Here is a 26,978-nt window from a genome sequence, read left to right on the forward strand (position 1 = left end):
GCCACGCGTCGTTCACCTGACATCAAGCGGGTGGTCAAGACGAATGCCGGAGGGCCGCCTAACGTCACAGGGGTGGTCAAGCTCTCCGTCATCGTGCCGTTCTACAACGTGCAGCAATACGCGCCCGACACCCTGAAGAGCCTCAGAGCCAACGCGCGTGAGGACTTCGAATTCATTCTCGTCGACGACTGCTCGCGCGACGAGACACCGGACATCCTCGCGCGCGCGGAGCGCGAGCTGCCGGGCGCCGTGTATGTCAGACACGAGCAGAACGGAGGACTGGCGACCGCGCGCAACACGGGCATCGACAAGGCCCGTGGCGAGTACCTGACGTTCCTCGACGGGGACGACTGGCTCGCCCCCGGTTACTACCCCCAACTCGTCTCCGCGATCGAGGAGTTGGGGTGCGACTTCGTCCGCACGGACCATGTCCAGTGCACCGCGCGGGCCCGTTCGGTCCACCGGGTGCCCAACGGGCGGCGGGGCGTGGTGATGGACCCGCGTGACGCGATCCTGCCGGCGGACCGCTCCACCTCCGTCGACTACGCGTACGCGTGGGCCGGCGTCTACCACCGTCGGCTGGTCGAGCGGGGGCTGCTGCACTTCACCCACGGGCTGCGCACGGCGGAGGACCGGCCCTGGATCTGGAAGCTGCACCGGGAGGCGGAATCCTTCGCGACGGTGGGGCTGCTGGGCGTGTTCTACCGGCGCGGGGTCGCCTCTTCGCTGACCCAGATCGGTGACGTACGCCAGCTCGATTTCATTCGCGCATTCGACCAGGTCATCGCGGAAACAGCGCAGGACCGGGACGCGGACAAACTCCTCCCCAAAGCCGTGCGCACATATTGCGCGATTATCTCCCACCATTTGGGATCCATCGAAAGGTTCGAGCCGGCGGTGGCACGGAAACTCAAGTCGATGAGCGCGGTCGCGTTGCGCCGAATGCCGCAGGACGTGCTGGACGAGGCGCTCGACTCCATGGACATCCAGCGCGCCTCGCGGCTGCGCCGGCTGCGCCGCCGTCCCGCCGCGACGGGGGCCGCCGCGTGACCACGCAGATCTTCATGGCGTCCACGCTGTACGGCACGGCCACCCTGGCCGCCGCGCTGGACACCGAGTGCTTCCGCCCCGCGGACCGGCGCATCCTGCTGATCTCCAACAACGCGGCGACGCCGGAGACGGCCCCCGCCCTGGACGAGATGCCCGGCTTCGAGCGGCTCCGGACCCGCTTCGACGACGTCATCTCCTGGAACGAGACCATCTCCCCGTTCCACCCCGGCGGCTGGTCCCCCCGCATGGACGACGTGCCCCTGTGGGAACGGCACCTGCGGCTGCTGTGGGGACTCGGCGACGACGACGTCGAGCTGGCGGTGGAGTCCATCCAGGTCCACCCGGCGCTCGGCTTCACCCAGATCTTCACCGGCGCGCCCGTCACCGTGTACGCCGACGGCCTGATGAGCTACGGCCCCACCCGCAACAAGATCGACCCGCTGGTCGGCACCCGGATCGACCGGCTCCTCCACCTGGACCTGGTGCCGGGTCTGGAACCGCTGCTGCTCACCGAGTTCGGGGTCCCGGCGGAGATCGTGCCGACGGACGCCTTCGTGAAGGTCCTCGCCGAGCTGGTCGACACCGGTGACGCGCTGCCCGCCGTCGAGGAACCGGCGCTGCTGCTCGGCCAGTACCTCTCCGCGCTCGGCATCCTCACTTCCGAAGAGGAGGAGGACCTCCACGTCCGGATGCTGAAGGGCGCGGTGGCGCTCGGGCACACCCGGGTGGTGTTCAAGCCGCACCCCAGCGCCCCGGCGCGCTGGTCGCGCGGGCTGGAGAAGGAGGCCGAGCGGCTCGGCGCCGACCTCACGGTGCTCGACACGCCCGTCCTCGCCGAGGTGCTCTACCAGCGGATGCGTCCGGCGCTGGTGGTCGGCTGCTTCTCCACGGCCCTGCTCACCGCCTCCGCGCTGTACGAGCTGCCCGTGGCCCGGGTGGGCACCGGGACCCTGCTGGAGCGGCTCGCGCCGTACGAGAACAGCAACCGGGTGCCGGTCACCGTCGTGGACGCGCTGCTGCCGGACCTGGGCGACCGGGCGGCGGTGGAGGCGCGGAAGCCGGGGATGAGCGTGGCCGACCTCAACCGGCTGGTGCGCGCGGTGGGGTACGCCATGCAGTCCAAGATCTACCCGTCGCTACGCACGGAGGCCGAGTCGTATCTGGCGAGGCATCTGAGCACGCACACCCTGCGGTACTTCAAGCGCCGCCGGCTCACCTCGCTGGGACTGCCCGGCGGTATCCCGGTCCAGCTCGCGTTCATCCCGCGCAACGCGACCGTACGAAGAGTCGCGCGCCGGGCCAGGTCCCTCAAGCGAGCGACCCTGGGGTGAGCGCGGCGTGACCGCGAAGAGCACGACGCTTCCGACGCTCTCACCGGAGGCGGGCACCACCCCGAGCACCACCCCGGACACCACCTCTCGCCCCACCCCCGCCGCGGCCCCGGGGGCCTTGGCCGCACGCGGCGGGGCCCGCGCCGCGCCCCGGCTGTACGCCCTCGACGGGCTGCGGCTCCTCGCCGCCCTCTCGGTCGCGGCCTACCACTACGGAGGCCGCGACGGGGAGATCGGGAAGGCGTGGGGGACCTCGCCCGCCGTGCAGTTCCCGACCGCGCACGGCTGGTTCGCGTACGGCTGGGCGGGCGTCCAGGCCTTCTTCGTGATCAGCGGGTTCGTCATCTGCGCGAGCGGCTGGGGGCGTTCGGTCCAGTCGTTCCTCGCGTCCCGCGCGGCCCGGCTGCTGCCGGCGTACTGGGCGGCGGTCGTCCTCGTCGCGGCGGTCCTGGCCCTGCCGGGGATCGCGTTCGCACGGGTGTCGGCCAGCGAGTTCCTGGTCAATCTGACCATGCTCCAGATGCCGCTGGGCGCGGACCGCGTCCTCGGGGTGTGCTGGACGCTGTGGGCGGAGGTCCGCTTCTACGTCCTGTTCGCGCTGTGCGTCGTCCTGCCCGGGGTGACCCGGAGACGGGTCATCTGGTTCTGCGGCGGCTGGACGCTGGCCGCGACCCTGGCCGAGGCATCAAGGGAACCGTTCCTGCAACTGGTGCTGATGCCGGAGTACGCGTCGCTGTTCATCGGCGGCATCGGCCTCTACCTGGTGCACCGGGACCGCCGGGACACCGCCGCCTGGCTGATCGTGGGGTTCAGTCTGCTGCTGAGCCAGTACCACACGGTCCGGGACATGTGGCACGCCCCGAACGACGCGTTCTTCTCCTACCGCCCCCAGCCGGCCATCGCCCTCGCCGTCGTCGTCGGTTTCGTGGCCGTCGGAGCGGTCGCGCTGGGCTTCCTCGACCGGGTGAACTGGCGCTGGCTGACCACGGCCGGCGCGCTGACGTATCCCTTCTACCTGGTCCACGAGCACGTCGGCTGGCCGGTGGTGCAGGCGCTGCACCAGGGCCTCGGGCTGCCGTCCTCCCTGACGCTCGCGCTCACCGTGGCGCTGATGCTGCTGCTCGCGTGGGTACTGCACCACGGGGTCGAACGGCCGCTGCAACCGCGGCTGCGCGCGTCACTTCGGGGACGCCGTCGTTGAACTGGGAATTGTCCCAGTGTTCACCCAGGTCAGGGGTTCGAAACGGGCTCCGCGGAGAGGCTCCGCAGCATCCTTGACCGGGTCGGGGGCTTCTCGTAGGTTCCTGGCCCGTTCGCCTGTTCGCCTCGTCGACGCAAGAGAGTCTTCCGTCCTCATGACCTCTGACATGACCTCTGAACAAGGCACGATCCGGCTACCCCGTGAACTCGACGACGTACCCGGCTGGTTCCCGGTGCTCGACCAGCTCCTCTTCAACTGGTTCCTCGACCGACAGGAGGCCGCCGGTGAGCGGGGCGACCTCCTGGAGGTCGGCGTCTACATGGGCAAGAGCGCCATCTTCCTCGGCCGACACCTCCAGGAGGGCGAGTCCTACACGGTCTGCGACCTCTTCGAGAGCGACGCCCCCGACGACGCCAACGCGGCGGAAGCCACCAAGTCGTACCGCAGCACCCTGACCCGGCGGGCCTTCGAGGCGAACTACCTCGCCTTCCACGACGACCCGCCCCGGGTCCTGCAGGGCCCCAGCTCGATCGTCCCCGGTGAGGTGAAGCCGCGCTCGTGCCGTTTCGTGCACATCGACGCGTCCCACCTCTACGAGCACGTCCAGGGCGACATCACCGCCGCCCGCGACATCCTGCTCCCCGGCGGCGTCGTCGTCCTCGACGACTTCCGCTCCGAGCACACGCCCGGTGTGTCGATCGCCGCGTGGGAGGCCGTGCTCAACCGGGGCCTCAACCCCGTCTGTCTGAGCACCCAGAAGCTCTACGGCACCTGGGGCGACCCCGAGCCGCTCCAGGAGGCGCTGCTGGAGATGGTCGCCGGTCGCGACGACTGCCACCTCAGTAATCAGCGGGCCGCCGGGCACCGGGTGATCCGGCTCAAGTCCAAGGGCATGAAGGCGCCGGACTTTCCCAAGTCCCGTCACTGGGTGGAGCCGGGGCCGCCGCCGACCGGTTCGACCGGGTCGCCGGTCGCCGCCGTGCGGTCGCGGCCTCGGTCCCGGCCGCCGCTGAGCGGGGCCCGTCGGCTGGCCGTTGACCTGCTGCCGCCGGTGGTGACCAGGGCGATCCGGAAGGCGCGGGCAGGGAGGAGGCCGGGGAGGTAGGGGGCGGTGCTCTTTTGACGAGCGACCTGCGCCGCTACGCGACCCGCGTGGGCCTCGCCCAGGGCACGCCGTGACCTGCCGGACCCCGGACACCGTGACCTGCTGGGCGCTGCTCGCCGCTCCGACCTGCCGGGCGCCGCTCGCCGTTCTGACCCGCTAGGCGCCGCTCGCCAGTGACAGCTTGACGGCGAAGCCGAGGAACAGCGCGCCCGCCGCCGAGGTCGCCCCGGCCGACAGCCGCTTGCGGCGGCGGAACGCGGCGGCCAGCTTGGTCCCGCCGAATATCAGCGCGGTCAGATACAGCACGCTCGCGAGCTGGGCGAAGGCGCCGAGCACCACGAAGGAGAGAGCGGGGTAGGCGTACGCCGGGTCCACGAACTGCACGAAGAAGGCGACGAAGAACAGGATCGCTTTGGGATTGAGCAGGCTGATGACCAGCGCCCGCCGGAACGGCCGCTCTCCTTCCACGACCTCCCCGCCCGCCGCCGCCTCGGCCACCGTCTGCCGGCGGCTGCGCCACATGCCCCACGCGGCCCGCAGCATGCCGACCGCGAGCCAGGTCAGATAGCCGGCGCCCGCGTACTTCACGATCCCGAACAGCACGGCGTTGGCCTGCAACAGCGAGGCCACCCCCGCCGCCGACAGGGTCATGAGCACGGCGTCCCCGCACCACACGCCCGCAGCGGCCCGGTACCCCGTCCGTATCCCCCGCCGGGCGGCGACGGACAGCACGTACAGGGAGTTGGGGCCGGGCAGCAGGACGATCAGGACGAGGCCCGCCAGATAGGTGGGAAGGTCGACGACTCCGAACATGGGCCGCATTCTGGCACGGGGGTACGACAATCCGCCCCCGAGTTCGGACGGCTCCGGACGGCGAACCGTCAGAAGGCGTCCGACGGCACGTACGTGCCCCACACGTCGCGGAGCGCGTTGCAGACCTCGCCCACCGTGGCGCGGGCCTTGAGCGCCTCCCGCATCGGGTAGAGGACGTTGTCGGTGCCCTCGGCGGCCTTCTTCAGGTCGGCGAGGGCGCTGTCGACGGCCGTCTGGTCCCGCTCGGCGCGCAGCTTCGCGAGGCGCTGCGCCTGCTGGGCCTCGATGGCGGGGTCGACGCGCAGCGGCTCGTAGGGCTCCTCCTCGTCGAGCTGGAAGCGGTTGACGCCGACGACGACGCGCTCACCGGAGTCGGTCTCCTGGGCGATCCGGTAGGCGCTGCGCTCGATCTCGTTCTTCTGGAAGCCGTGCTCGATCGCGGAGACCGCGCCGCCGAGGTCCTCGACCTTCCGCATCAGCTCGACCGCGGCGGCCTCGACGTCGTCGGTCATCTTCTCGATGACGTAGGAGCCCGCGAAGGGGTCGACGGTGGCGGTCACGTCCGTCTCGTAGGCGAGGACCTGCTGGGTGCGCAGGGCCAGGCGGGCCGACTTGTCGGTGGGCAGCGCGATGGCCTCGTCGAAGGAGTTGGTGTGCAGCGACTGCGTGCCGCCCAGCACCGCGGCCAGGCCCTGGACCGCCACCCGGACGAGGTTCACCTCGGGCTGCTGGGCGGTCAGCTGGACGCCCGCGGTCTGCGTGTGGAAGCGCAGCATCAGCGACTTGGGGTTCTTCGCCCCGAACTCGTCCTTCATCACCCGCGCCCAGATCCGGCGCGCGGCACGGAACTTGGCGACCTCCTCCAGGATCGTCGTCCGGGCGACGAAGAAGAACGACAGCCGGGGTGCGAAGTCGTCGACGTCCATGCCGGCCGCGACCGCCGTGCGCACGTACTCGATGCCGTCGGCGAGGGTGAACGCGATCTCCTGCGCGGGCGAGGCACCGGCCTCGGCCATGTGGTAGCCGGAGATCGAGATGGTGTTCCACTTCGGGATCTCGGCCTTGCAGTACTTGAAGATGTCCGCGATCAGCCGCAGCGAGGGCTTGGGCGGGAAGATGTACGTGCCGCGGGCGATGTACTCCTTCAGCACGTCGTTCTGGATCGTGCCGGTCAGCTGGTCGGCGCTGACGCCCTGCTCCTCGGCGACGAGTTGGTACAGCAGGAGCAGCAGCGAGGCGGGGGCGTTGATCGTCATCGACGTGGAGACCTTGTCCAGCGGGATCCCGCCGAACAGGACCCGCATGTCGTCGATCGAGTCGATCGCCACACCCACCTTGCCGACCTCGCCGTGCGCGATCGGCGCGTCGGAGTCGTGGCCCATCTGGGTCGGCAGGTCGAACGCGACGGACAGACCCATCGTGCCGTTGGCGATGAGCTGCTTGTAGCGGGCGTTGGACTCCACCGCCGTGCCGAAACCGGCGTACTGCCGCATCGTCCACGGCCGCCCCGTGTACATGGACGGGTACACACCACGGGTGAAGGGGTACTTCCCGGGGGCACCCAGCTTGTCCGCCGGATCCCAGCCGTCGAGGGCGTCCGGTCCGTACACCGGCTCGATGGGCAGTCCGGACTCCGACTCGCGCGCCATGGTGTGTGCCTCCGCGTTGCTTGTTACTCGGTGGTTACTCGCTAGTACAGACGACCCTCGCGACGGACTGTAGCGGCGGCCGTGCTCCCGGTGGAGGGGCACTTGCTGGGACCTTGCTCACAACCATGCCCCGTTGTTCGCGACGGGTCACGCCCGGGCAACCTTTCGGCAGACCCGGCCGGGAGGACGGCCGGGCCCGCGCGCCCACGAGACCGCGGCCATGAGACGTCGGGGAGCCGGATGCGTACCAGGGACATGCGGAGATCTGCGGCCGCGCTCGCGGTGATCGTGGTGGTCGGCGGCTGTACGGGCCCGGTGGTGCGGGTGGAAGGCGACCAGCGGCAGCCGGTCCGCGTCGACGGGACGGCCACGCCGGGCGACGGCCCCCTGAAGGACGACGGCGACACGGCGGGCGGCGACGGCGACGGCGACGAGAAGGGCGGCGGGCCAGGCGGGCAGGGGTCCGGCGGCGGGGCCGCCCCGACGACCGGGCCACCCCACGACGACCCCGCCCCCGCGGCCCCGGCGAAGGTCCTGTGGTCCCGTGGCGACGAGGGGTTCGAGGTGCGCGAACTCCAGGCGCGCCTCCGGCAGGTCGCGTGGCTGCACGTCGGGCCGACGGGCACGTACGACGAGCTGACCGTCCAGGCCGTGAAGGGCTTCCAGGGCAAGCGGGGGCTGCCGCGGACGGGGCGGACGGACACCGTCACATGGGCACGGCTGGTGAGGATGACACGGGAGCCGGGCAAGTGGGAGCTGTACGCGTTCGGGGGCCAGCCGGCGGCGGAGCCGGACCCACGCTGCCTCACCGGCCGGGTGCTGTGCATCAGCAAGACGAGCCGCACCCTGCGCTGGATGGTGAACGGCACCACGCTGACGACGGTCGAGGTGCGGTTCGGCTCGCAGTACACGCCCACCCGCGAAGGCGTCTTCAGCGTCTACTTCAAGTCCCGCGACCACTGGTCGACCCTGTACGACACGGCGATGCCGTACGCGATGTTCTTCAGCGGCGGCCAGGCCGTCCACTACTCGTCCGACTTCGCGGCCCGCGGCTACGACGGCGCCTCGCACGGCTGCGTCAACGTCCGCGACGAGGCGGCGATCGCACGGCTGTTCGCGCAGGTCAGGAATGGCGACAAGGTGGTCGTCTCTTGGTGAGGGGCCGGGTGTCGACGGGCCGGACACCGGGGAGGCCGCCCGTTACGAAGTGATGTGCGTCACAGGACGCATAGCGGCAGGGCGCCGGGAGCGTCGCTGGGAGTACGGGGTGACCACGGGGGATTGGGGCGCGGGCGGGACCGGGGGAACGTGTCCCGCCCGCGCCTGGGTGCACGAGCCGTAGGTACGGGGGGAACCCCGGCTCTGTGCGACGGCCGATGACCAGTCGGCTCACTCATTACTGCGGCGGGGCGGCCGAAAGTGTTACCCGTTACGGGAAGGAATTTCTGAACGGGCGGGAAACCGCAGGTCAGACGCGGCGAGAGGGTGCGTCGGCCGGGCTCGTGCGCAGGTCGACGGCGATCATCGCCGCCGCGCCGCCCTGGCCCCGGTGCTGGTTGCCGCCCTGACCGGAGCCATGGCCGCCGCCCTTGCCACCCTTGCCGTGACCGCCGCCCTTGCCGCCGTGGTTCTTGCCGCCGTGGTTGTTGCCGTTGCCCCGGCCGTAGCCCTTGCCCTTGCCGCCGCCCCGGCCGTGGCTCTTGCCGTTGCCGTTGCCGTGCCCGTTGCCCCGGCCGCGGTCGGAGTCGTCGTCCTCGTCGGGGTCGAGCCCGGAGCGGTCCTTGGACCCGGTGCCGGAGGAACCGGCGGAACCCGTCGCACCCCCGGCGCCCCGGCCCTTGCCGTCGCCGAGGTTCCTGCCGCCGCCCGTGAGGAGGCCGTCGCAGTACTTCTTCTGCCGGCCGCCGCCCTTGCCGCCGGACGCGTCCTCCAGGCTGCGCCGGCGGTCGTCGTCCAGGTCCTTGCCGTTGCGGACGTCGCGGCACGCGGAGAGGACGCTGTTCCACCACTCCGGGGTGAGGCCGCCCTGGTTCCGCCCGCGGTCGTCCGAGGTGTCGTCGCCGGTCCCGCCACCGGAATCCCCGCTGCCGGGGGTGTTGCCGCCCGAGCCGTCACCGCGCGGTGTGGGTTCGCCCCGCGTCCCGCCGCCGGTGTCGCCCTGGGGCAGGGCCTCGCGCGGCGGCGGCGACATCACCGACTGGTCCGGCGACTCGGCGGGAGGGGAGACGGAGACGGGACGTTCCGGTTTCTCGCCCCCGATGGAGCCCACCAGGACACCGCTGCCCGCCGCCAGGACGGCCCCGCCGAACATCCCGCCGGCCAGCGACGCGACCAGCCCGAACCGCACGGGCCGGCCCCAGCGGGCCCGCCGGCCGTCCGGGGCGGGCCGCCCGAGACGGACGAGCCCGGCGTCGGCGACCGGCGCCGACGTATGGGTACGGCTGCCCCCGGCGGGCGCGGCGGCCTCGTCCCGCTGCCCGGCGCGGGCGGTCCTGGCGGTGCGGAAGGCGGCCAACGCGGCTTCCTCACCCGGGAGTTCGGAGCCCGGCGCGGGCTGGGGGGCGGCTTCGGCGGCCAGTGCGCCGAGCGTCTCGGCGAGCCGGTCGGCCCGGGGGCGGGTGTCGGGGTCGACGGCGTCGAGCGGCTCGCCACGCAGCAGCCGCTCCGCCACATCGCGGTTCAGCCACTTGTACTGCTCGTCGGCCATCACATGTCCTTCTGCGTCCGCGAACGCATATGCGTCACACCGGCGGACGTAGCCGCGCGGGTACGCGGTTCTCTTGGTGGGGGCACCGCGTCCAGCGAGTCGCCGGATTCCGGATCGGCCTCCGCGGGCCTCTCCGGATTCTCCCCGATCAGCTCCGCGAGCCGTTTCAGGCCCCGGTGCGCGGCCGTCCGGACGGCGCCCGCGCGCTTGCCGAGCGTGTCGGCGGCCGTCTTGGCGTCGAGGCCGACCACCACCCGCAGCACCACGGCCTCGGCCTGGTCCTGGGGCAACTGGGCTATGAGGGACAGGGTGTGGCCGGTGGCGAGTGCCTCCATCGCCTCGCCCGCCGTGTCGGACTCGGCCGCCCGGCCGGTCAACTCGGTCTCGTCGCCGCCTATCGCGGGGCGGCGGCCACGCATGCGTATGTGGTCCAGGGCACGGTTGCGGGCGATCCGGGCGGCCCAGCCGCGGAACCGGTCGGCGTCACCGGTGAACCGCTCCAGATCGCGGGCTATCTGGAGCCACGCCTCGGAGGTGACGTCCTCCGCGTCCGGATCACCGACGAGCGTCCGTACGTACCCGAGCAGCCGTGGATGCACGGCGCGGTACACAGTCCGGAACGCGGTCTCGTCCCCGTCCTGTGCCGCAAGTACCGCGGCGGTCAGCTCCGCGTCGTCCCCCAGCACCGCGCCCCTCTTGCGCCTGAGCCGGCGCCGCTCTCGCGGCCCGGGTTCTCTCCGTCGTGGTTCCGATCAATGGTTGCGGTCTCAACCTCACCGGCGGTCAGAGCTGTGGTCGTCCTCCGCGATCCGGCGCGAATGGCACGTTACGGCCTGAAACCGCTGCCCGTCCATGTCCGTAGAACATGCAACTAACTCGTGATCCGGTGGGGTGTGACACAAATCGGGGGCGCGGCGCTGTAGGTAGTACGGGTCGCCGCGCGGCCCGTGCCGCGCGACGGTCGGGGCCTCTCCTGTGGGGGGTGGCGGCCCCGGCCGTTGCCATCGGCGGAGTCGGCCGGGTGTCTTGCGAGTACGGGGGTCTCGCGAGCACGCCGGCCTTACTTCGTTCCCGGGGCCTTGTCCGCCGCGTCGCCCCGGCCGGGCGCGTCCGCGTCCTTCGGCTCGCCTTCCCGGCCACCCTGGTCCGCCTGACTCCCCAGGTCCTTCCGCTCCCCCTGGCCCGCCCGGCCCTGCCGGCCCGCCTCGTCCGGTTTCCCGGTGGCGGCGCCGGCCGGTACGCCCGCGTCGTCGGACTTCCGCCCGGCGTCGGCCCCCGTGGACCGCCCGGTCCCGTTCCGCTTCCCGGCGGCGTCCGCGGCCCGCTGCTTCCGGTCCCCGGCGTCGTCGGCGTCGCCGAGCCTGGCGGCGCAGTACGCGGCGACCTTCTCCGTACCGCCGGCCGCGTCGGTCAGCCGACGCCAGGCGGTGGCGTCCAGGGCCCTGCCCCGCCCCTCGGCCTTCTCCTCGTACGCCCGGCAGTGGGCCTCGGTGTCCCGCGCGCTCGCGGGCCGGTCGCCCGTCGGGGAACCGGCGCCCGGCGTTCCGGAGGGGCCGGGTGCGGCGGGGGCGCTGCGCGCGGTCCCCGTACGACCGTCCTCCCCGCGCCCCGGCCCGGCGGCGTCGTCGCGGGTGGCCGAGCCGATCGCCGCGAAGGCGACACCGCCGAGGGTGAGGCTGGACAGCAGCACGGCCAGGGTGGTGCGGACGGACAGCTGCACCCGGCGCCGCGGGTTCGGGCGCCAGTCGTCCCGCCGCCGGGTCCGCGCGGTCCGCGGCCCCTGCTCCCGCGCCGCCCGGAACGCCGCCAGGGCCCGCGCCTCCCCCGCGCTGTCCACCTGGGGCCGCCCCCGCACGGCGACGGCGAGCAGGAGATCGACGGAGGAGGCGTCGGCCAGGGGCAGGTTGAGGTCGGAAAGGCCGGCAGCGGGGCGGCCGAGATCGTTGATGCGGCCGACGTCGGAGCAGCCCACGTCGGCGCCACCGGAACAGGCACCGGAATCGGTGAGCTCGGAGGAGAGGTCGACGCCGGGGCGACCGGCAGTGTCGGCGCGGTCGACAGCGGGACGACCGGCAGTGTCCGCACGGCCGACAGCGGGGCCACCAGCAGTGTCCGCACGGCCGACGCCGGGGCGACCGGCAGAGTCCGCACGGCCGACAGCGGGACGACCGGCAGTGTCCGCACGGCCGACAGCGGGGCCACCAGCAGTGTCCGCACGGTCGACGCCGGGGCGACCGGCAGTGTCGGCACGTTCGCCGCCGGGGCGACCGGCAGTGTCGGCACGTTCGCCGCCGGGGCGACCGGCAGTGTCCGCAGGGCCGACAGCGGGACGACCGGCAGTGTCCGCACGGCCGACAGCGGGGCCACCAACAGTGTCCGCACGGTCGACGCCGGGGCGACCGGCAGTGTCGGCACGTTCGCCGCCGGGGCGACCGGCAGTGTCCGCACGGCCGACAGCGGGGCCACCAGCAGTGTCCGCACGGTCGACAGCGGGGCCACCGGCAGTGTTCGCACGGTCGACGCCGGGGCCACCGGCAGTGTCCGCGCGGTCGGCAGCGGGGCGGCCGGCGCTGTCGGAGGGTGAGTCGGTCGGCCTCTCCGGGGCGGGAGCCGGGGCGTCGTCTCGGGCGGGGCGGCCGTCGTGGCCTGCCTCGCCGTGTCGTCGTTCGCCCATGTCCGACTCCGCCCTGCCCGACGGCATCGCGCGCCCTTCGCTGTCGCCGTGCCGCCCGTCGCTGCCGTGGCCGCGGCGGCGGCCGCCGCTGCCGTTCATCCCGACTCCCCCAGCGTCCTGGCGCCGTCTTCCGTCACACCCTCCACCACACCCTCCGCGCGGAGCAGCTGGGCCAGCCGCTTCAGCCCCCGGTGCGTGGCGGTGCGCACCGCGCCGGGGCGTTTGCCGAGGACACGAGCCGCGGCGGGGCCGTCGAGGCCGACGACCACCCGCAGCAGCACCGCCTCCGCCTGGTCACGGGGCAGCCGCGCGACGAGCGCGAGGGCCTGGACGGTGGAGAGCGACTCCAGTGCCTGGTCATGGGTGTCGAGGACGCCGGGCAGCTCCAGCAGGTCGTTCTCCAGGGCGGTCCCCCGGGGCCTGACCTTCTGGCGCCGCAGATGGTCGAGGGCGCGGTGCCGGGCGATGGTGGCGGTCCAGCCGCGGAACCCGGCCCCGTCCCCCTTGAACCGCCCGAGGTCCCGCGCGATCTCCAGCCAGGCGTCCGAGGCGACGTCCTCCGCGTCGTCCCCGACGATGCCGCGCAGATACCCGAGGAGCCCCGGCTGCACCAGCCGGTACGCCACCGCGAACGCGGCCTCGTCGCCCTCCTGTGCCCGCGCGACGGCCACGCCCAGTTCCCCGTCGAACGCCTGCACGCGGCGAGGTTCGCCTCCCTGGCCCAAGAGCTGTCCTAGTCCGTACGACGTCGCGGTCCGGGACCCGCCCCCGACCCCCTCGGGATCGTCACCGGGCCCCACGGTCATCTGCGTCACGCCCCGCGGAAGTGTCACAGAGCGCCGGACGGATCCGCCGGGGATCACCCGTCAGGGGGACCTTCGGTCGTTCGCATGACTTGGGTCACACGCGTGCCGCCCGATGGTGATGTTCGCGGCGGCTTGTGCTCTGAATAGAAGGCCACCTGTGTGCCGGGTGGTGTCTTCGCGTTGTTCGTGTAGGGGTGGGGCATTTGATTCGCCGTAGGAACCATGCGTACCGGCCGATGAGTGCGAAGCGAAGGGCGTGGCTGACGCTCGGCGCCGCCGTCGCGGGTGGCGCGAGCGTGGTGTCGTACGCCGTGGCCGGCCCCCTGGACGGGACGGCCGGCACGGCCCCGTCCGCCGCCGGGGCCCAACGCCCCGTCGCGGTGCACGACATGGCGCTCACGTCCGCCGCCGGCGGGCGCCCCGCTCTGGCCCGCACCCGCACCGCTCCCTTCTCGCTTCTCGGTGTCTCCTGGACCGATGCCGCCGCCCGGCTGGACGGCACGGCCCAGGTGCGCACCCGGGACGCCGCGACCGGCCGGTGGAGCGCCTGGCGCGCCCTGCGCCCGTCCACCGCCCCGCCCGGCGGCACCCGCGGTGTCTCCGAGCCGCTGTGGGTCGGCCCGAGCGACGGCGTCGAGGCGCGCGTCGTCACGGCCGGCGGATCACGGGCGGGGCTCCCGAGGGGGCTGCGGGTCGACCTCGTCGACCCGGGGACGACGGACGGCGCGGCCGGGCACACCGCCGCGACGGCCGGTGCGCGGGGCACGACGGGCGTCGGCGGCATGCGCAACGCGGCGTTCGTCACCGACGATCCGCCGGTCGCCGTCACCTCCACCGTCACCCGGCCCCCGATCGTCGGCCGGGCCCGGTGGGGCGCGAACGAGGCGACGGTGACCGGGTCGCCGCGGTACGACGACAAGGTCAGCGCGGTGTTCGTGCACCACACGGGCGGCAGCGACGCCTACAGCTGCGCCGAGTCCCCGGCGCTGATCCGCGCGCTCATGGCGTACGACACCGGGACGGCCGGTCTCGGCGACCTCCGGTACAACTTCGTCGTCGACAAGTGCGGCCGGATCCACGAGGGCCGCGCGGGCGGCGCCGACCTGCCGGTGCGCGGCGCGCACACCCCGGGCTTCGACCGCGCCTCGACGGGCGTCGCGGTCCTCGGCGACTACGACGGCGCCACGCCGACCCGGGCCGCCGTGGAGTCCGTGGCCCGGCTCGCGGCCTGGAAGCTCGGCCAGTACGGCGGCGACCCGAACGGCACGGTCACGCTGACCGCGTCCGAGGACAACGGCACCTACGGGCCGGACGAGCCGGCCGAACTGCCGGTGATCTCCGGAGGCAAGGACGCGCTGTCGACCGCCTCGCCCGGCGCGAACCTGTACGCCGAACTCCCCGAGATCCGCCGCTACGCCGCCTCCCCCGCCCGTAACTCCGCGATCCCGACCGCCGACTACACCGGGGACGGCGTCAGCGACCTGGTCGCCGCGACGCCGGGGACCGGCAGCGGTGTGATCACCCTCGTGCCGGGCGGGACCGGCGGCCCGGTGTCCTCCGCCAGGCTCCGCCTGGACCAGGCGAGCGCGGGTGTCCCGGGCGCGGCCGAGTCCGGCGACCAGTGGGGCTCGGCCACCGCCTGGGGCGACATCAACGGCGACGGGTACGCGGACCTCGCGGTCGGCGCCCCCGGCGAGGACGACACCACCGGGCACGCGGACCGCGGCGCGGTGACGATCCTCTACGGGCCCTCCTTCACCGCCGACGCCGACACGATGGCCCTCGGCGACGACTACGAGCCGAAGGGCGCGCGGTTCGGGGCGACCGTCGCGGTCGGCGACTTCAACGCCGACGGCAGGGCGGACGTGTTCACCGCCGCCACCGGCACGGGCGGCAACTGGGCGGCCCGGTTCGGCGACGGCCACGAGGTCGCCGGTGATCTCACCACGGCGACGGGCCCGTTGGCGTACGCGGACGCCGCGAGCGGCGACTTCAACCGCGACGGGTACGCCGACGTGGTCCTCAACTACCGGGACGCGTCCGGGATCGGCAAGGTGACCTGGTTCAAGGGCTCCCGGTCGCTGGGGCTCACCAAGGTGGCGACGCTGACGGTGAAGGGCGGCCGTGCCGTCGCCGCGGGCGACGTCGACGGCAACGGCTACGACGACATCGTGGTGGGCCAGCCGTACACGGGTGAGTCGGGCGGCGACGCGGGCGGCCAGATCACCATGGTCCCCGGCTCGGCCACGGGCCCCACCACGACCGGCGTGCGGACGGTCCACCAGGGCACGGCGAACGTGGAGGGCGCGTCGGAGGCGTCCGACGGGTTCGGGGCGTCGGTGTCCGTCGGGGACGTGGACGCGGACGGCCACGCGGACGTCCTCACGGGCGCGCCCAACGAGGACATCACCCGTGCCGGGACGAACCGCGCGAACGCGGGCTCGGTGTGGCTGCTGAAGGGCACGGCCTCCGGGCCGACCGGCACCGGTTCACTCGCCCTCTCCCAGGACGCGCCCGACGTCCCCGGTTCCACGGAGAAGGACGACAAGCTGGGCTCCGCCGTCTCCCTGACGGACGTCACGGGCGACGGACACGCGGACCTGCTCATCGGCGCGGAGGGCGAGGACGCGGGGACCGGCACGATCCTGTACGTGCCGTCGCCCGGGGGCACGCCGACGACGACGAAGTCGACGTACTACGGCGTGACGCAACTGGGTACGGCGGCGGGGGCCCGCCTTGGGCAGCGCGTGACTCCGTGACGGGTGGCCGGGGCGCCTGACAGTCCGGGGGCGCGGGTTCGTTGGCGGGTGCGGGTGGCGCGCCATCCCCCTGAAGGCCGGGCCGCAGGCCCAAGCCTTCAGGGGCGCGGGGAACTGCGCGAGGAACCACGAACCACCCGCAACCGCCAACGAACCCGCGCCCCCGAGCCATTAGGCGCCCGGGCCCTCACGCGGAGCGCATCGCATCGCGGCACAGCAACCGCAGTGACCCCTCCCCCGTGTAGCAGCGTCGGGCCTCCTCGAAGGGGTCCCAGTACCTGCCGTCCCAGGTGCGGACCCAGTGGTCACCCCCGTCCTCGACCCACTCGCCGCCGGCCCACCGCACGACGACCTCGCCGCCGTACGCGCCGAACCCCCGCAGGACGCCCTGCACGGCGGCGTAGGGCGCGCCCTCCTGCCGTATCTCCTCGATCATCCGGTCCACCCGCCACAGGCTCTGCGGCGAGTAGTCGAGGCGCACCCGCGCCCCTTCCCGCATGACCGCCACCGCGTCGGCCGCCCATCGCAGGGGCTTGGCCGCGCCCGGCGGCCGTCGCGCGGGGCCGCCGCTCTCACCGAACGAACCGACCGACCTGACCGAACCGAATGTCTGCTGTGCGCTCACACCCGTACAAGCGCTCGTCCCACGCCTCGCGTCACACGATCCGGGCCCCTTCGGCGACACCGGCGCAGGACCCCCACACCCGCCCCCAGGACACCCACAGAACCCGCTCGGAAAGCCCGGTTTACGGGCGGTACGGCAGCACTCCCGGCCTTCACCCCCGCCCCGGCCCCTCTGCGATTCCTCGCCCTCAGCCGCGTACCCCGCGTGCCCGGCGCGACACGACCGCGCGCAGGACGCGTCGTCCCTCCGTGGAGACGTCGAGCGCCTGCCGGACAGCCCCCGCGCCGTGCCCGGCGATCAGCTCCAGGACGACGACCTGGCGCCGGAGTTCGGCGGCGACGAGATGGGACGCGCCGTCGGTGCGCCCCTCCCGGCACGCGTCGACGGCCTCCGTCCCCCCGCGGTCCAACGGGTCGAGCAGCTGATGGATGCGCAGCGCGGCGACGGAGCACACCTCCGCCCACGCGCGCAGCTCCGCGCCGGACCGTTCGTCGGGCACCGCGTCGAGCATCCGACGGGCGAGCCCGACGACGTCCTCCCCCTCGTCGGCGCCGTCGCGTGCCGTGCCGGCCTCCAGTTCGCCGCGTATCTTCGCGACCCGTTCGCCCCAGCCGTCCCCGTCGTCCACCAGTCCCGCCCACAGCGGGCGCAGGACCTCGTCGTCCCCGCCGAGAAGCGGTACGCAACGGTCCAAACAAGCCAGTCCGCTTGCCGCCAGACCGCGTTCGTCGGCCTGGGCGATCAGCTCCACCAGGCTCATCACGCCTCCCTCGATCCTGCTCGTCCTCGCTCGACAGGGCTCCGCATCCCAGAACTTCCCGGCGTTCCCCCCAACGCCTGTTAACGGAACCCGCACTTCCCCTTACTGCGTGCAACGGCCCGGGAGTGTCACAGCGGGACGACCCCGAGCCGGTCGAGCAATCGGAAGAGGATATTTTCAGCCAGAGGGTCCACCGGTCCAGGCTCCGAAGCCAGTACGTCGATCAGAGCCTCCTCCGCGGCGACCCGTCCCGCCTCCGCCGCCCAGGCCACGGCCCGCTCGGCGGCGTCACGCGGTTCGAGGAAGTAGTCGTCGACGGTGAGCCCTTGGCCGCCGTCCCCGAGGTAGTCGGCCATGGCGGTCCGCGCCAGACAGGTCGTCCACGCCCCACTCTCCGGCGCGGCGGCCTCCACCACGACGCAGTCGCTGTCCAGGACGTAGCCGAACAGCGCGGGCGAACCCGTCTCCCGCGCCAGCGTGTTCATGTTGCCGACGTCACCGTCACCACCGCTGCCACCGTCACCACCGCCGTCGCCCGCCGCACCGTCGCCGTCGGCGCCTCTCGGGCAGGCCCAGACCTGCCACCCGTCGGCCGCCGCCGTGCGCAGTGTCATCCCCCGCGCCCGGGCCAGCGCGTCCAGCTCCGCGAGCGGCCGCTCGCTGCGGGCCACGACGTAGTAACCCCAGTACCCCATGTCGGGAATACACCACAGCCGCACGGCGGTCCGCCCCCGGAATCGGGCAATCCGCACGAGGGCGCGGAGCCGCCCTCACGTCGGTCAGGCCGTCGCCGGCTCCGGCTCCGGTGCGAGCGGTCCGCTCCGGGCCTTGTCGTCCTGCATCCGGGTGAGCGTGAGGACGAAGAGGATGGCGAGCCCGGCGGTCAGGATTTCGAAGGCGTCGGCGAACAGCACCATCTGCGTGGCCGAGTGGAGCTCGTCCGCCGTCTCGGCCCTCGCGTAGGCCCGGGTGCCGGCCTGGCTGACGCCGTTGCCGATCAGCCAGAACGTCCACCAGGCGTTGACGAGCGCCGTCGGACGGCGCTTCGCCCACGGGCTGCTGGCCTCCCACGCGTCGATCGCGATCCGGCGCGGGAACCACAGGTTCACGATCGGCACGAACCAGCCGCCGATCGCCCAGCCGCGCTTCTTCTTGTGCCCGAAGGGGTCGAACACCTCGGCGTTGACGCGCACCCGGTGGAACCAGACGAGGAACACGACGACGGTGGCGAGGAACGTCACGGACTGGGCCGTACCGGTCATGGCGTACAGCTGGTCGGCCCGGTCCGCGTCGGCCTCGATCGTCGACCCGTACGCGCCGTCCGCCATCCGGCCCAGGACGTCGAGCATCGTGACGTCCGCCCACACGGCGACCAGGTCCGTGAGGGCGACCACGCCGAGCAGGATCGCCACGGCCCGCCCGAGGCCCACCGGCGACCGCAGCCAGACCGCCGGGGCCCCCGGACCGAACCGCGGCGCCCCGGCGGCGTGCGGGAGCGGCGGGGCCTGCGGCAGGCTCGGGCCCACGTCGGGGTGCAGGTCCTGTGCCTCACAGGCCCGGCAGAGTTCCCCTCCCGGTGCCGCGTCGAACTGCCGACAGCGTGTACAGGTCATGCCAAAGCCCCCCGTGCGACCGCGTCCCCGGGACGCGGAAGAAAGCGAATGCGGTGAAGGAGCCGAGCGCGGTCCTCCCCAGACCCTCACGCTCGGCGATCAGAACACGCGGAACATACGGTTGACAGGCCCCGCCCGTCCACCCCTTTCCCGCTCGGCCGGCGCGCTCAGCCCACCTTTGCCGCCAGTGCCCGGAACTGCGCCCACGACAACGTCGGCTTCGCCGGGTCCCACAGCTTCTGCGACAGCGCCCGCAGCGGCATGCGTACCCCGGCCGCCACCTGCGCCTCGGTCTGCCGGTTCGCGAGGTCGCACCAGACCGCGAAGACACCACCGAGGATCTGCTTGTCGTACTGCGCGGGCACGGCGGTCGTGCCGCGCAGCACCCGCGGGGTCCACGACTCGTAGATGCGCTGCCCGGTCGGATAGAAGAACTGGTTGGGCTCACCGAGCACGTAGTAGAGGTACTCGTCGTTGTAGTTGACGACCTGCCGCCCGGCGCTGAGGTACTCGACCGGCTGCCGTGCCCCGATCTCCTTGCCCGTCCAGTAGGCGACCTGAATCCGCTTGTCCGCCTGGACCCGGCCGCCCCGGAAGAACCCGTCGTTCCACGCCCGCACCGTCCGGTCGTGGCCGCGCATCACCGCGGCCCGGTCGTTGAGCCAGCCGGTCGCCAGGTCGGCGACGGTGGCTCCCGCGCCGTACTTGGCCCGCGCGGCGGCCGCCAGCTGCGGGTAGGACGCCTCCGGGTTCGACGCCATCAGCGCCCGGTACTCGTCGCCGCCGAGGTGCCAGCGCGCGGCGGGGAAGAGGCCCGCGTACTCGTTCAGGAGTTCGTCGACGATCTTCGCGGCGGCCGGCTTGGAGATGTCGACGGCCCCGCGCGCGGCGACACCCTGCGCGTTGACCAGTTGCAGCTGAGGGTTCCCGGCGATCACGGCCCCCAGATGACCGGGCGAGTCGATCTCGGGGACGACCTCGATGTGGCGGCTCCGGGCGAGCGCCACGATCTTCCTCACCTGCGCCTTGGTGAGGTGCTGGGCCGACACCACCTCGGGATGGGAGGAGGACTCGATGCGGAAGCCCTGGTCGTCGGAGAAGTGCAGGCCGAGCTGGTTGTACTCGAGGTCGCCCAGTTCCCGGACGCGGTCCTCGATCCAGCCGGCCGTGAAGTGCTTGCGCGCGATGTCGAGCATGAACCCGCGCTGCGGCTTGGCGGGCTCGTCGTTGATCACGCCCTCCGGCGCCGTACCGCCGCCGCGCACCGTCTGCTTCAGGGTGCGGGTGCCGTAGAAGACCCCGGCCTCGGCCGGCGCGGCGATCCGCACCCGCCGGTCCTTCACCGTCAGCGTGTACGCCTCCGAGGCGGACTTCCCCGACCCGGTCAGCGCCAGTTCCACGTCGCCCTCGCGGGGCGTGGCTTCCCCGGCGTAGGTCAGACCCAGCTCCCCGGCGGTCAGCCGCCCCTCGTCGGCGAGGGCCCCGTTCCGTACGACGACCCGGCCGCCGTCGGAGGGGCGCCAGCCCGGCCCGCGGGCGGCCTGGTGCTGGCGTACCGCCGGAATGGTGCGCGGCTTCTGCGACAGGGCGTACGAGCGCGAGGGCGAGGGGGACGGCGTGGGGGTTCCCTTCGCGGCACTCACGGACGACGGCTCGCGCGAGGGCCCCGAGCCGCCCGCCGTCCGGGTGTCACCGCCCGGCCACACGGTCACCGCCACGGCGACGGCGCCACCCGCCAGGACGACCCCGGAGCCCAGGAGCAACCCTTTCGTCGTGATCGCCGTCCTCCTGCGGGGAGCCCGGCGTCGGCCACCGCTCACGACGCGCTCCCGGCCCCGGTCCTCATCCGCCACATCTCGCACACCTCTCTGCCGTCCTCTCCCCGTACCTCCCCCTCGAACCTACGACGTCCGCCCACCCCACCAGTCCACCACAGAGTCCGAAACTTGCCCGACCGGGTGAATTTCGGGCATCGAACGGACAGCCCATGACCCACCTCGATAACGTGGTGGCACATCTCGCTCAGCCTGCTCTGCCGGCCCCTACGCACCGCCGAGGAACCACGCTGCCTCCGCACCGTCTCCCCCACCTCCCCGGCCGGGTCACCCTTCCGGAGCAGGCGCACACCCCGAGTCCCACGGCCGTGGAGTGGTTCAACCACGCCCCCGAGGACACCCTGCGCCAGTCCCTCCTCGGCTGTCTGCGCAGCCTCCGCTGGGCCCACCGGCTCACCGACCACCGCCCCTACCCGGACCTGGACGCCCTGCTGGCCGCCTCCGACGAGGCCGCGTACGACCTCACGGCGACCGACCTGGCCGAGGCGCTGGCCGGCGAGACCCTCCCCTCCCTGCCCTCGGACACGTACGACGTGGCGCACACGGCCCTGAGCGCCGCCCACGCCGCCTACGAGGCCCGCTTCGGCCATGTGTTCGTCATCTGCCTGGACGGCACCCCTGCGGTGGAGCGCCTGGACCGCACGCTGGAGGGCATCCGCTCACGTCTGGCCCACGATCCCGAGGAGGAGCGGGTCGTCGTGGCGGAGGAGCTCCGGCGCCTCGCCGCGGAACGGCTGATCGGCTTCCTCCGGGACGCGCCTGTGTGACCTCGTACGGCCCGGCCGCAAGGGCGGAACCGGCCACGCCGGGCCCCCACCGGGCGGCGGGCCGGCGACCCGCACCCCGGATGCCGCCCGATACTCACCCTTACGTGCAGCCTTCGATGCCAGTTTGATCACACCGCCATACCCGGCTTAAGCGCCGCACGCACACGTCGCTACGATGGCCAGGGCCGGTGGACCGTACCCGGCCGGGTCAGACCGACAGACAAGCCGGCCGGCCCCAATCCCGCTCCCGGAGGGTTCTTCCGTGCCGGCTGGAACGCTGTACCGCGGCCGGGAAGGAATGTGGTCCTGGGTGGCTCATCGAGTCACCGGCGTCCTCATCTTCTTCTTCCTGTTCGTACACGTGCTGGACACCGCTCTCGTCCGTGTCTCCCCCGAGGCCTACGACAAGGTCGTGGCCACGTACAAGACGCCGATCGTCGCGCTGCTGGAGTACGGCCTCGTCGCCGCCATCCTCTTCCACGCGCTCAACGGCCTTCGGGTGATCGCCGTCGACTTCTGGTCGAACGGCCCGCGTCACCAGAAGAAGATGCTGTGGATCGTCCTCGGCGTCTGGGTCGTGCTGATGATCGGGGCCCTGTACCCCGTCCTCGGTCACGCCGTCCGTGAACTGTGGGGGAGCTGACAGCCATGTCCACCACTGAGACCACCGCCTCCGGCATCGGCCCCGTCGAGGGCTCGGGCACCCTGTCGGGCTACGGCCCGGAGAACCCGGCGCCGCTCATCGAGCCGCCCCGCAAGCGCACCAAGAAGACCCCGAAGTCGACCCGCGGCAACTTCGAGATGGCCGCGTGGCTGTTCATGCGGCTGTCCGGCATCGTCCTGGTCGTCCTGGTCATCGGCCACCTGCTGATCCAGCTCGTCCTCGACGGCGGCGTCTCCAAGATCGGCTTCGCGTTCGTCGCGGGCCGCTGGGCGTCCCCGTTCTGGCAGGTCTGGGACCTGCTCATGCTGTGGCTGGCGATGCTGCACGGCGCCAACGGTCTGCGCACGGTCATCAACGACTACGCCGAGCGTGCGAACACGCGGCTGTGGCTGAAGGGCCTGCTGTACACCGCCACGGTGTTCACCATCCTGCTGGGCACGCTGGTGATCTTCACCTTCGACCCGAACATCCGCTAGGCACGGGGCTGAGGCAACCGATCATGAAGATCCACAAGTACGACACCGTCATCGTCGGCGCCGGCGGCGCCGGTATGCGCGCCGCGATCGAGTCGACGAAGCGCAGCCGCACCGCCGTGCTGACCAAGCTGTACCCGACCCGGTCCCACACGGGCGCCGCGCAGGGCGGCATGGCCGCCGCGCTCGCCAACGTGGAGGAGGACAACTGGGAGTGGCACACCTTCGACACGGTCAAGGGCGGTGACTACCTGGTCGACCAGGACGCCGCCGAGATCCTGGCGAAGGAGGCCATCGACTCCGTCCTCGACCTGGAGAAGATGGGCCTGCCGTTCAACCGGACCCCGAACGGCACGATCGACCAGCGCCGCTTCGGCGGTCACAGCCGCAACCACGGCGAGGCCCCGGTCCGCCGCTCCTGCTACGCGGCCGACCGCACCGGTCACATGATCCTCCAGACGCTGTACCAGAACTGCGTGAAGCACGGCGTGGAGTTCTTCAACGAGTTCTACGTCCTGGACCAGCTGATCACCGAGGTCGACGGCGTCAAGAAGTCCGCCGGTGTCGTGGCCTACGAGCTGGCGACCGGCGAGATCCACGTCTTCCAGGCGAAGTCCGTGATCTACGCGTCCGGCGGCTGCGGCAAGTTCTTCAAGGTGACGTCCAACGCGCACACCCTCACCGGTGACGGCCAGGCGGCCGTCTACCGCCGGGGTCTGCCGCTGGAGGACATGGAGTTCTTCCAGTTCCACCCGACCGGCATCTGGCGCATGGGCATCCTGCTGACGGAGGGCGCCCGCGGTGAGGGCGGCATCCTCCGCAACAAGGACGGCGAGCGCTTCATGGAGAAGTACGCGCCGGTCATGAAGGACCTCGCGTCCCGTGACGTCGTCTCCCGCTCCATCTACACGGAGATCCGCGAGGGCCGCGGCTGCGGTCCCGAGGGCGACCACGTCTACCTGGACCTGACGCACCTCCCGCCGGAGCAGCTGGACGCCAAGCTCCCGGACATCACCGAGTTCGCGCGGACCTACCTCGGCATCGAGCCCTACACGGACCCGATCCCGATCCAGCCGACCGCGCACTACGCCATGGGCGGCATCCCCACCAACGTCGAGGGTGAGGTCCTGGCGGACAACACCACCGTCGTGCCGGGTCTGTACGCCGCCGGTGAGGTCGCCTGTGTCTCCGTGCACGGCGCCAACCGCCTCGGCACGAACTCGCTGCTCGACATCAACGTGTTCGGGCGCCGGGCGGGCATCGCGGCCGCCGAGTACGCGCAGAAGGCCGACTTCGTCGAGCTGCCGGAGGACCCGCAGTCCCTGGTCGTCGAGCAGATCGAGCGGCTGCGCTCCTCCACGGGCAACGAGCGCGTGGCGGAACTCCGCCGTGAGCTCCAGGAGACCATGGACGCGAACGTCATGGTGTTCCGCACCGAGCAGACGATCAAGACGGCCGTCGAGAAGATCGCCGAGCTGCGCGAGCGCTACCGGAACGTGGCGATCCAGGACAAGGGCAAGCGGTTCAACACCGACCTGCTGGAGGCCATCGAGCTGGGCAACCTGCTCGACCTGGCCGAGGTCATGGCCGTCTCCGCGCTCGCCCGCAAGGAGTCCCGCGGCGGTCACTACCGCGAGGACTACCCGAACCGCGACGACGTCAACTTCATGCGTCACACCATGGCGTACCGCGAGGTCGGCGACGACGGCTCCGAGACCGTCCGCCTCGACTACAAGCCGGTCGTCCAGACCCGCTACCAGCCGATGGAGCGTAAGTACTGATGGCTACCCCTGTTCTGGACAAGGTCGAGGCGGAGTCCGCGGCCTCCCCGTACATCACGGTCACCTTCCGGATCCGCCGGTTCAACCCGGAGGTCGCGGCCGAGGCGGTGTGGGAAGACTTCCAGCTGGAGATCGACCCCAAGGAGCGTGTCCTCGACGGTCTGCACAAGATCAAGTGGGACCTGGACGGAACGCTGACCTTCCGCCGCTCCTGCGCACACGGCATCTGCGGTTCGGACGCCATGCGGATCAACGGCAAGAACCGTCTGGCGTGCAAGACGCTGATCAAGGACATCAACCCCGAGAAGCCGATCACGGTCGAGCCCATCAAGGGCCTCACGGTCCTGAAGGACCTGGTCGTGGACATGGAGCCGTTCTTCCAGGCGTACCGGGACGTGATGCCCTTCCTGATCACGAAGGACACCAACGAGCCCACGCGTGAGCGGCTTCAGACGGCGGAGGACCGCGAGCGGTTCGACGACACGACGAAGTGCATCCTGTGCGCCGCCTGCACGTCCTCGTGCCCGGTGTTCTGGAACGACGGCCAGTACTTCGGTCCGGCCGCGATCGTCAACGCCCACCGCTTCATCTTCGACTCGCGTGACGAGGCCGGCGAGCAGCGGCTGGAGATCCTCAACGACAAGGACGGCGTGTGGCGTTGCCGCACGACGTTCAACTGCACGGACGCCTGCCCGCGCGGTATCGAGGTCACCAAGGCGATCCAGGAGGTGAAGCGGGCGCTGATCACGCGCCGCTTCTAGGACTCCCCGGCCGTCGTCGGCCGTACGACGCTGAGGGCCCCGCTCCGGGATCGGAGCGGGGCCCTCAGCGTTGTGCCGTACCGCACCGGGCCCGAGGGGCCCGGACGGGGTGTCAGCCGCGCAGGACGCGGCCCTGCGCGTCGGTGCGGTCGTTGCTGGTGAGGAACAGGATGCCGTCGATCAGGGACCAGAAGCCCAGACCACCGCAGGTGAGCAGCTGGGCGACACCCACGCCCACGGAACCGACGTAGAAGCGGCCGATGCCGAGCGTGCCGAGGAACAGCTGCAGGATGCCGGCGACGATCTTCGACTTGTCGGAGTAGGGACGGCCCTGCGGGTCGTAGCCGAAGGGAGCGTCAGGGGTGGGGACGGTCATGGAAGTAACTCCTGGATGTACTGACTGAAAAGACCGAAGCGGATTGCCTCGGGGGGAGTCCAGGAGGGAGGGCGCGGCAAAAACCGGCAGCAATCGGGCACGGTGAACACCGGCCGACGATCGAGCACGACGTAATCCCCCGTCATCCCCCCTGTCGCCGTTGCAGCGTAGTGAGGCGCATGCGACGGATGGGAGGGGAACCAGCCGATCGTTCCGATTCCGTGATCCGGTTCCGGCCAAGTTGCGACAACTGCGCGACGTAAAGCGGGCGTAAGGGATTTACGGCGGCCGGGGAAGGGAAGAAGCAACGATTCGGCGCGGATGTGCCGACCGTTCAGTGGAGATTGCGGACGACCGTCCAGGTCACCGCGATGCCCAGGATCAAGGCCTGGGTGCGGGGCTTCAGTTCCGGGCGCCAGCGGCGTCCGCGCAGCCCCTCGACGAACCAGCGGCCGAGCAGGACGAGCGCGAAGGGCCCGGCGAGCAGCAGCACCCGGTTGTCGTGCCAGGCGGCGGTGAACTGGCCGTGCATCAGGTCGTACACCATGCGGGTGCCGCCGCAGGCGGGGCAGAGCAGCCCCGTGACATAGCGGAACGGGCACTGGGGCAGCAGGTGGCCGGGCTCGTGCGGGTTGGTGCCGTACACATGGGCGGCGCCCGCCAGCCCGGCGGCGGCCACCACGAGGGGGGCCGCCGCCGGGTGTCGCAGGACGGCGGGGCCGCGCTCAGCCACGCAGGACCCGCCCGTTGGAGTCCGTGGTGTTGCTGCTCGTCAGCAGGATGATGCCGTCGACCAGCGCCCAGATGCCGAAGCCGCCGCAGGTGAACAGCTGGCCGAGGCCGAGGCCGACGTGGCCGATGTAGAAGCGGCCGACGCCGAACGAACCGAGGAACAGCGACAGGATGCCGGCGACGATCTTCGACTTGTCGGAGTACGGGCGGCCGTACGGGTCGTACCCGTACGGGGCGTTGGGGTCGCCCGTGTACATGCCGCCGGTCGGGGGCGCCTGGTAGCCGTAGCCCGGCTGGGCGCCCTGCTGGGGGTAGCCGTAGCCCGGAGCGGCGCCCGGCTGCTGGTACGCGTCCTGCGGGTAGCCGCCCTGCGGAGCGCCGTAGGGGTTGGCGCCCGGCGCCTGGCCAGGAGCCTGGTTCGGGTACCCGTAGCCGGGCTGGGGCGGCTGCGGGGGCTGAGCGGGCTGCTGGGGCTGCTCGGTCACGGTACTGACTC

25 protein-coding genes are annotated in these 26,978 nt (G+C 72.1%); 11 read left to right on the forward strand and 14 right to left on the reverse strand.

The genetic code is table 11. The annotated features are described in order from the left end of the window. Positions 1 to 72 precede the first annotated feature (72 nt). From SMA5143A_RS15465 to SMA5143A_RS15480, 4 genes are all read left to right on the forward strand, one after another. Positions 73 to 1,050 (forward strand): glycosyltransferase family 2 protein, encoded by a 978-nt coding sequence (locus SMA5143A_RS15465; RefSeq protein WP_107463500.1) that lies wholly within the window; start codon positions 73 to 75, stop codon positions 1,048 to 1,050. Next, positions 1,047 to 2,381, forward strand: a complete 1,335-nt coding sequence (locus SMA5143A_RS15470; protein ID WP_107463501.1) for an alpha-2,8-polysialyltransferase family protein — start codon at positions 1,047 to 1,049, stop codon at positions 2,379 to 2,381. The genes SMA5143A_RS15465 and SMA5143A_RS15470 overlap by 4 nt, the downstream gene beginning before the upstream one ends. Before the next feature lie 7 nt (positions 2,382 to 2,388). Beyond that, positions 2,389 to 3,582, forward strand: a complete 1,194-nt coding sequence (locus SMA5143A_RS15475; protein WP_181361867.1) for an acyltransferase family protein — start codon at positions 2,389 to 2,391, stop codon at positions 3,580 to 3,582. Between the two features lie 166 nt (positions 3,583 to 3,748). Further along, positions 3,749 to 4,687 carry a class I SAM-dependent methyltransferase gene (locus SMA5143A_RS15480; protein ID WP_107463502.1) on the forward strand — a complete coding sequence of 313 codons (939 nt, stop codon included), beginning with the start codon at positions 3,749 to 3,751 and terminating at the stop codon, positions 4,685 to 4,687. A 156-nt stretch (positions 4,688 to 4,843) separates the two neighbouring features. On the opposite strand, the gene leuE is transcribed toward SMA5143A_RS15480, so the two are convergent. Further along, the gene (leuE, locus tag SMA5143A_RS15485; RefSeq protein ID WP_107463503.1) at positions 4,844 to 5,500 is read right to left on the reverse strand and encodes a leucine efflux protein LeuE; all 657 of its coding nucleotides are present in this window, start codon (positions 5,498 to 5,500) and stop codon (positions 4,844 to 4,846) included. Positions 5,501 to 5,568: 68 nt separating this feature from the next. Beyond that, positions 5,569 to 7,149, reverse strand: coding sequence for an acyl-CoA mutase large subunit family protein (locus SMA5143A_RS15490; RefSeq protein ID WP_055540561.1), 1,581 nt, complete (start codon positions 7,147 to 7,149; stop codon positions 5,569 to 5,571). 255 nt (positions 7,150 to 7,404) lie between these two features. Between SMA5143A_RS15490 and SMA5143A_RS15495 the strand changes: the two genes are divergently transcribed. Continuing rightward, positions 7,405 to 8,307 carry a L,D-transpeptidase family protein gene (locus tag SMA5143A_RS15495; RefSeq protein ID WP_258193541.1) on the forward strand — a complete coding sequence of 301 codons (903 nt, stop codon included), beginning with the start codon at positions 7,405 to 7,407 and terminating at the stop codon, positions 8,305 to 8,307. Positions 8,308 to 8,617: 310 nt separating this feature from the next. Here the strand turns inward: SMA5143A_RS15495 and SMA5143A_RS15500 are convergent, their stop codons facing one another. The 4 genes from SMA5143A_RS15500 to SMA5143A_RS15515 all read right to left on the reverse strand — a co-directional run bounded on the left by SMA5143A_RS15500 (position 8,618) and on the right by SMA5143A_RS15515 (position 13,255). After that, a complete protein-coding gene (locus SMA5143A_RS15500) occupies positions 8,618 to 9,856 on the reverse strand; it encodes a hypothetical protein (protein ID WP_107463505.1) in 1,239 nt (412 codons plus the stop codon). Further along, entirely contained in the window at positions 9,856 to 10,542 is a 687-nt protein-coding gene (locus SMA5143A_RS15505) for an RNA polymerase sigma factor (RefSeq protein ID WP_107463506.1), read from the reverse strand. Before SMA5143A_RS15505 ends, SMA5143A_RS15500 begins: the two co-directional genes overlap by 1 nt. 374 nt (positions 10,543 to 10,916) lie before the next feature. Beyond that, positions 10,917 to 11,828 (reverse strand): hypothetical protein, encoded by a 912-nt coding sequence (locus SMA5143A_RS15510; protein WP_107463507.1) that lies wholly within the window; start codon positions 11,826 to 11,828, stop codon positions 10,917 to 10,919. Positions 11,829 to 12,625: 797 nt separating this feature from the next. After that, positions 12,626 to 13,255, reverse strand: a complete 630-nt coding sequence (locus tag SMA5143A_RS15515) for an RNA polymerase sigma factor (protein ID WP_181361868.1) — start codon at positions 13,253 to 13,255, stop codon at positions 12,626 to 12,628. Between the two features lie 317 nt (positions 13,256 to 13,572). Here SMA5143A_RS15515 and SMA5143A_RS15520 point away from each other — a divergent pair, with 317 nt between their 5' ends. Further along, positions 13,573 to 16,095: an FG-GAP-like repeat-containing protein gene (locus SMA5143A_RS15520; protein ID WP_258193542.1), complete on the forward strand. Its 2,523-nt coding sequence runs from the start codon at positions 13,573 to 13,575 to the stop codon at positions 16,093 to 16,095. A 187-nt stretch (positions 16,096 to 16,282) separates the two neighbouring features. Here the strand turns inward: SMA5143A_RS15520 and SMA5143A_RS15525 are convergent, their stop codons facing one another. The 5 genes from SMA5143A_RS15525 to SMA5143A_RS15545 form a co-directional block, all read right to left on the reverse strand. Next, the gene (locus tag SMA5143A_RS15525; protein ID WP_375136490.1) at positions 16,283 to 16,720 is read right to left on the reverse strand and encodes a hypothetical protein; all 438 of its coding nucleotides are present in this window, start codon (positions 16,718 to 16,720) and stop codon (positions 16,283 to 16,285) included. A 187-nt stretch (positions 16,721 to 16,907) separates the two neighbouring features. Further along, a complete protein-coding gene (locus SMA5143A_RS15530; protein WP_107463510.1) occupies positions 16,908 to 17,480 on the reverse strand; it encodes a hypothetical protein in 573 nt (190 codons plus the stop codon). 128 nt (positions 17,481 to 17,608) lie between these two features. Further along, complete coding sequence (locus tag SMA5143A_RS15535) at positions 17,609 to 18,175, reverse strand: hypothetical protein (RefSeq protein ID WP_107463511.1); 567 nt, start codon at positions 18,173 to 18,175, stop codon at positions 17,609 to 17,611. 84 nt (positions 18,176 to 18,259) lie between these two features. Then, on the reverse strand, positions 18,260 to 19,093 hold the full coding sequence (locus tag SMA5143A_RS15540; RefSeq protein ID WP_107463512.1) for a DUF4328 domain-containing protein: 834 nt from the start codon (positions 19,091 to 19,093) through the stop codon (positions 18,260 to 18,262). A 167-nt stretch (positions 19,094 to 19,260) separates the two neighbouring features. Further along, a complete protein-coding gene (locus tag SMA5143A_RS15545; protein ID WP_107463513.1) occupies positions 19,261 to 20,856 on the reverse strand; it encodes a beta-N-acetylhexosaminidase in 1,596 nt (531 codons plus the stop codon). Between the two features lie 224 nt (positions 20,857 to 21,080). Between SMA5143A_RS15545 and SMA5143A_RS15550 the strand changes: the two genes are divergently transcribed. The 5 genes from SMA5143A_RS15550 to SMA5143A_RS15570 all read left to right on the forward strand — a co-directional run bounded on the left by SMA5143A_RS15550 (position 21,081) and on the right by SMA5143A_RS15570 (position 25,374). Continuing rightward, on the forward strand, positions 21,081 to 21,695 hold the full coding sequence (locus SMA5143A_RS15550) for a 2-oxo-4-hydroxy-4-carboxy-5-ureidoimidazoline decarboxylase (protein ID WP_107463514.1): 615 nt from the start codon (positions 21,081 to 21,083) through the stop codon (positions 21,693 to 21,695). A 262-nt stretch (positions 21,696 to 21,957) separates the two neighbouring features. After that, positions 21,958 to 22,338 carry a succinate dehydrogenase, cytochrome b556 subunit gene (gene sdhC / locus SMA5143A_RS15555; protein WP_099969586.1) on the forward strand — a complete coding sequence of 127 codons (381 nt, stop codon included), beginning with the start codon at positions 21,958 to 21,960 and terminating at the stop codon, positions 22,336 to 22,338. Between the two features lie 5 nt (positions 22,339 to 22,343). Further along, complete coding sequence (locus SMA5143A_RS15560) at positions 22,344 to 22,835, forward strand: succinate dehydrogenase hydrophobic membrane anchor subunit (RefSeq protein ID WP_055713301.1); 492 nt, start codon at positions 22,344 to 22,346, stop codon at positions 22,833 to 22,835. 23 nt (positions 22,836 to 22,858) lie between these two features. Beyond that, on the forward strand, positions 22,859 to 24,613 hold the full coding sequence (gene sdhA, locus SMA5143A_RS15565; protein WP_099969587.1) for a succinate dehydrogenase flavoprotein subunit: 1,755 nt from the start codon (positions 22,859 to 22,861) through the stop codon (positions 24,611 to 24,613). Next, positions 24,613 to 25,374, forward strand: a complete 762-nt coding sequence (locus tag SMA5143A_RS15570; protein WP_107463515.1) for a succinate dehydrogenase iron-sulfur subunit — start codon at positions 24,613 to 24,615, stop codon at positions 25,372 to 25,374. The genes sdhA and SMA5143A_RS15570 overlap by 1 nt, the downstream gene beginning before the upstream one ends. Positions 25,375 to 25,486: 112 nt before the next feature. Here the strand turns inward: SMA5143A_RS15570 and SMA5143A_RS15575 are convergent, their stop codons facing one another. The 3 genes from SMA5143A_RS15575 to SMA5143A_RS15585 form a co-directional block, all read right to left on the reverse strand. After that, the gene (locus SMA5143A_RS15575) at positions 25,487 to 25,750 is read right to left on the reverse strand and encodes a TM2 domain-containing protein (protein WP_055517347.1); all 264 of its coding nucleotides are present in this window, start codon (positions 25,748 to 25,750) and stop codon (positions 25,487 to 25,489) included. A gap of 334 nt (positions 25,751 to 26,084) precedes the next feature. Then, the gene (locus SMA5143A_RS15580) at positions 26,085 to 26,483 is read right to left on the reverse strand and encodes a DUF2752 domain-containing protein (protein ID WP_107463516.1); all 399 of its coding nucleotides are present in this window, start codon (positions 26,481 to 26,483) and stop codon (positions 26,085 to 26,087) included. Next, positions 26,476 to 26,967 carry a TM2 domain-containing protein gene (locus SMA5143A_RS15585; RefSeq protein ID WP_107463517.1) on the reverse strand — a complete coding sequence of 164 codons (492 nt, stop codon included), beginning with the start codon at positions 26,965 to 26,967 and terminating at the stop codon, positions 26,476 to 26,478. Before SMA5143A_RS15585 ends, SMA5143A_RS15580 begins: the two co-directional genes overlap by 8 nt. Between the last annotated feature and the right edge of the window lie 11 nt (positions 26,968 to 26,978).

Origin of the sequence: Streptomyces sp. MA5143a (assembly GCF_900290235.1) — a bacterium.
Taxonomy (GTDB): domain Bacteria; phylum Actinomycetota; class Actinomycetes; order Streptomycetales; family Streptomycetaceae; genus Streptomyces.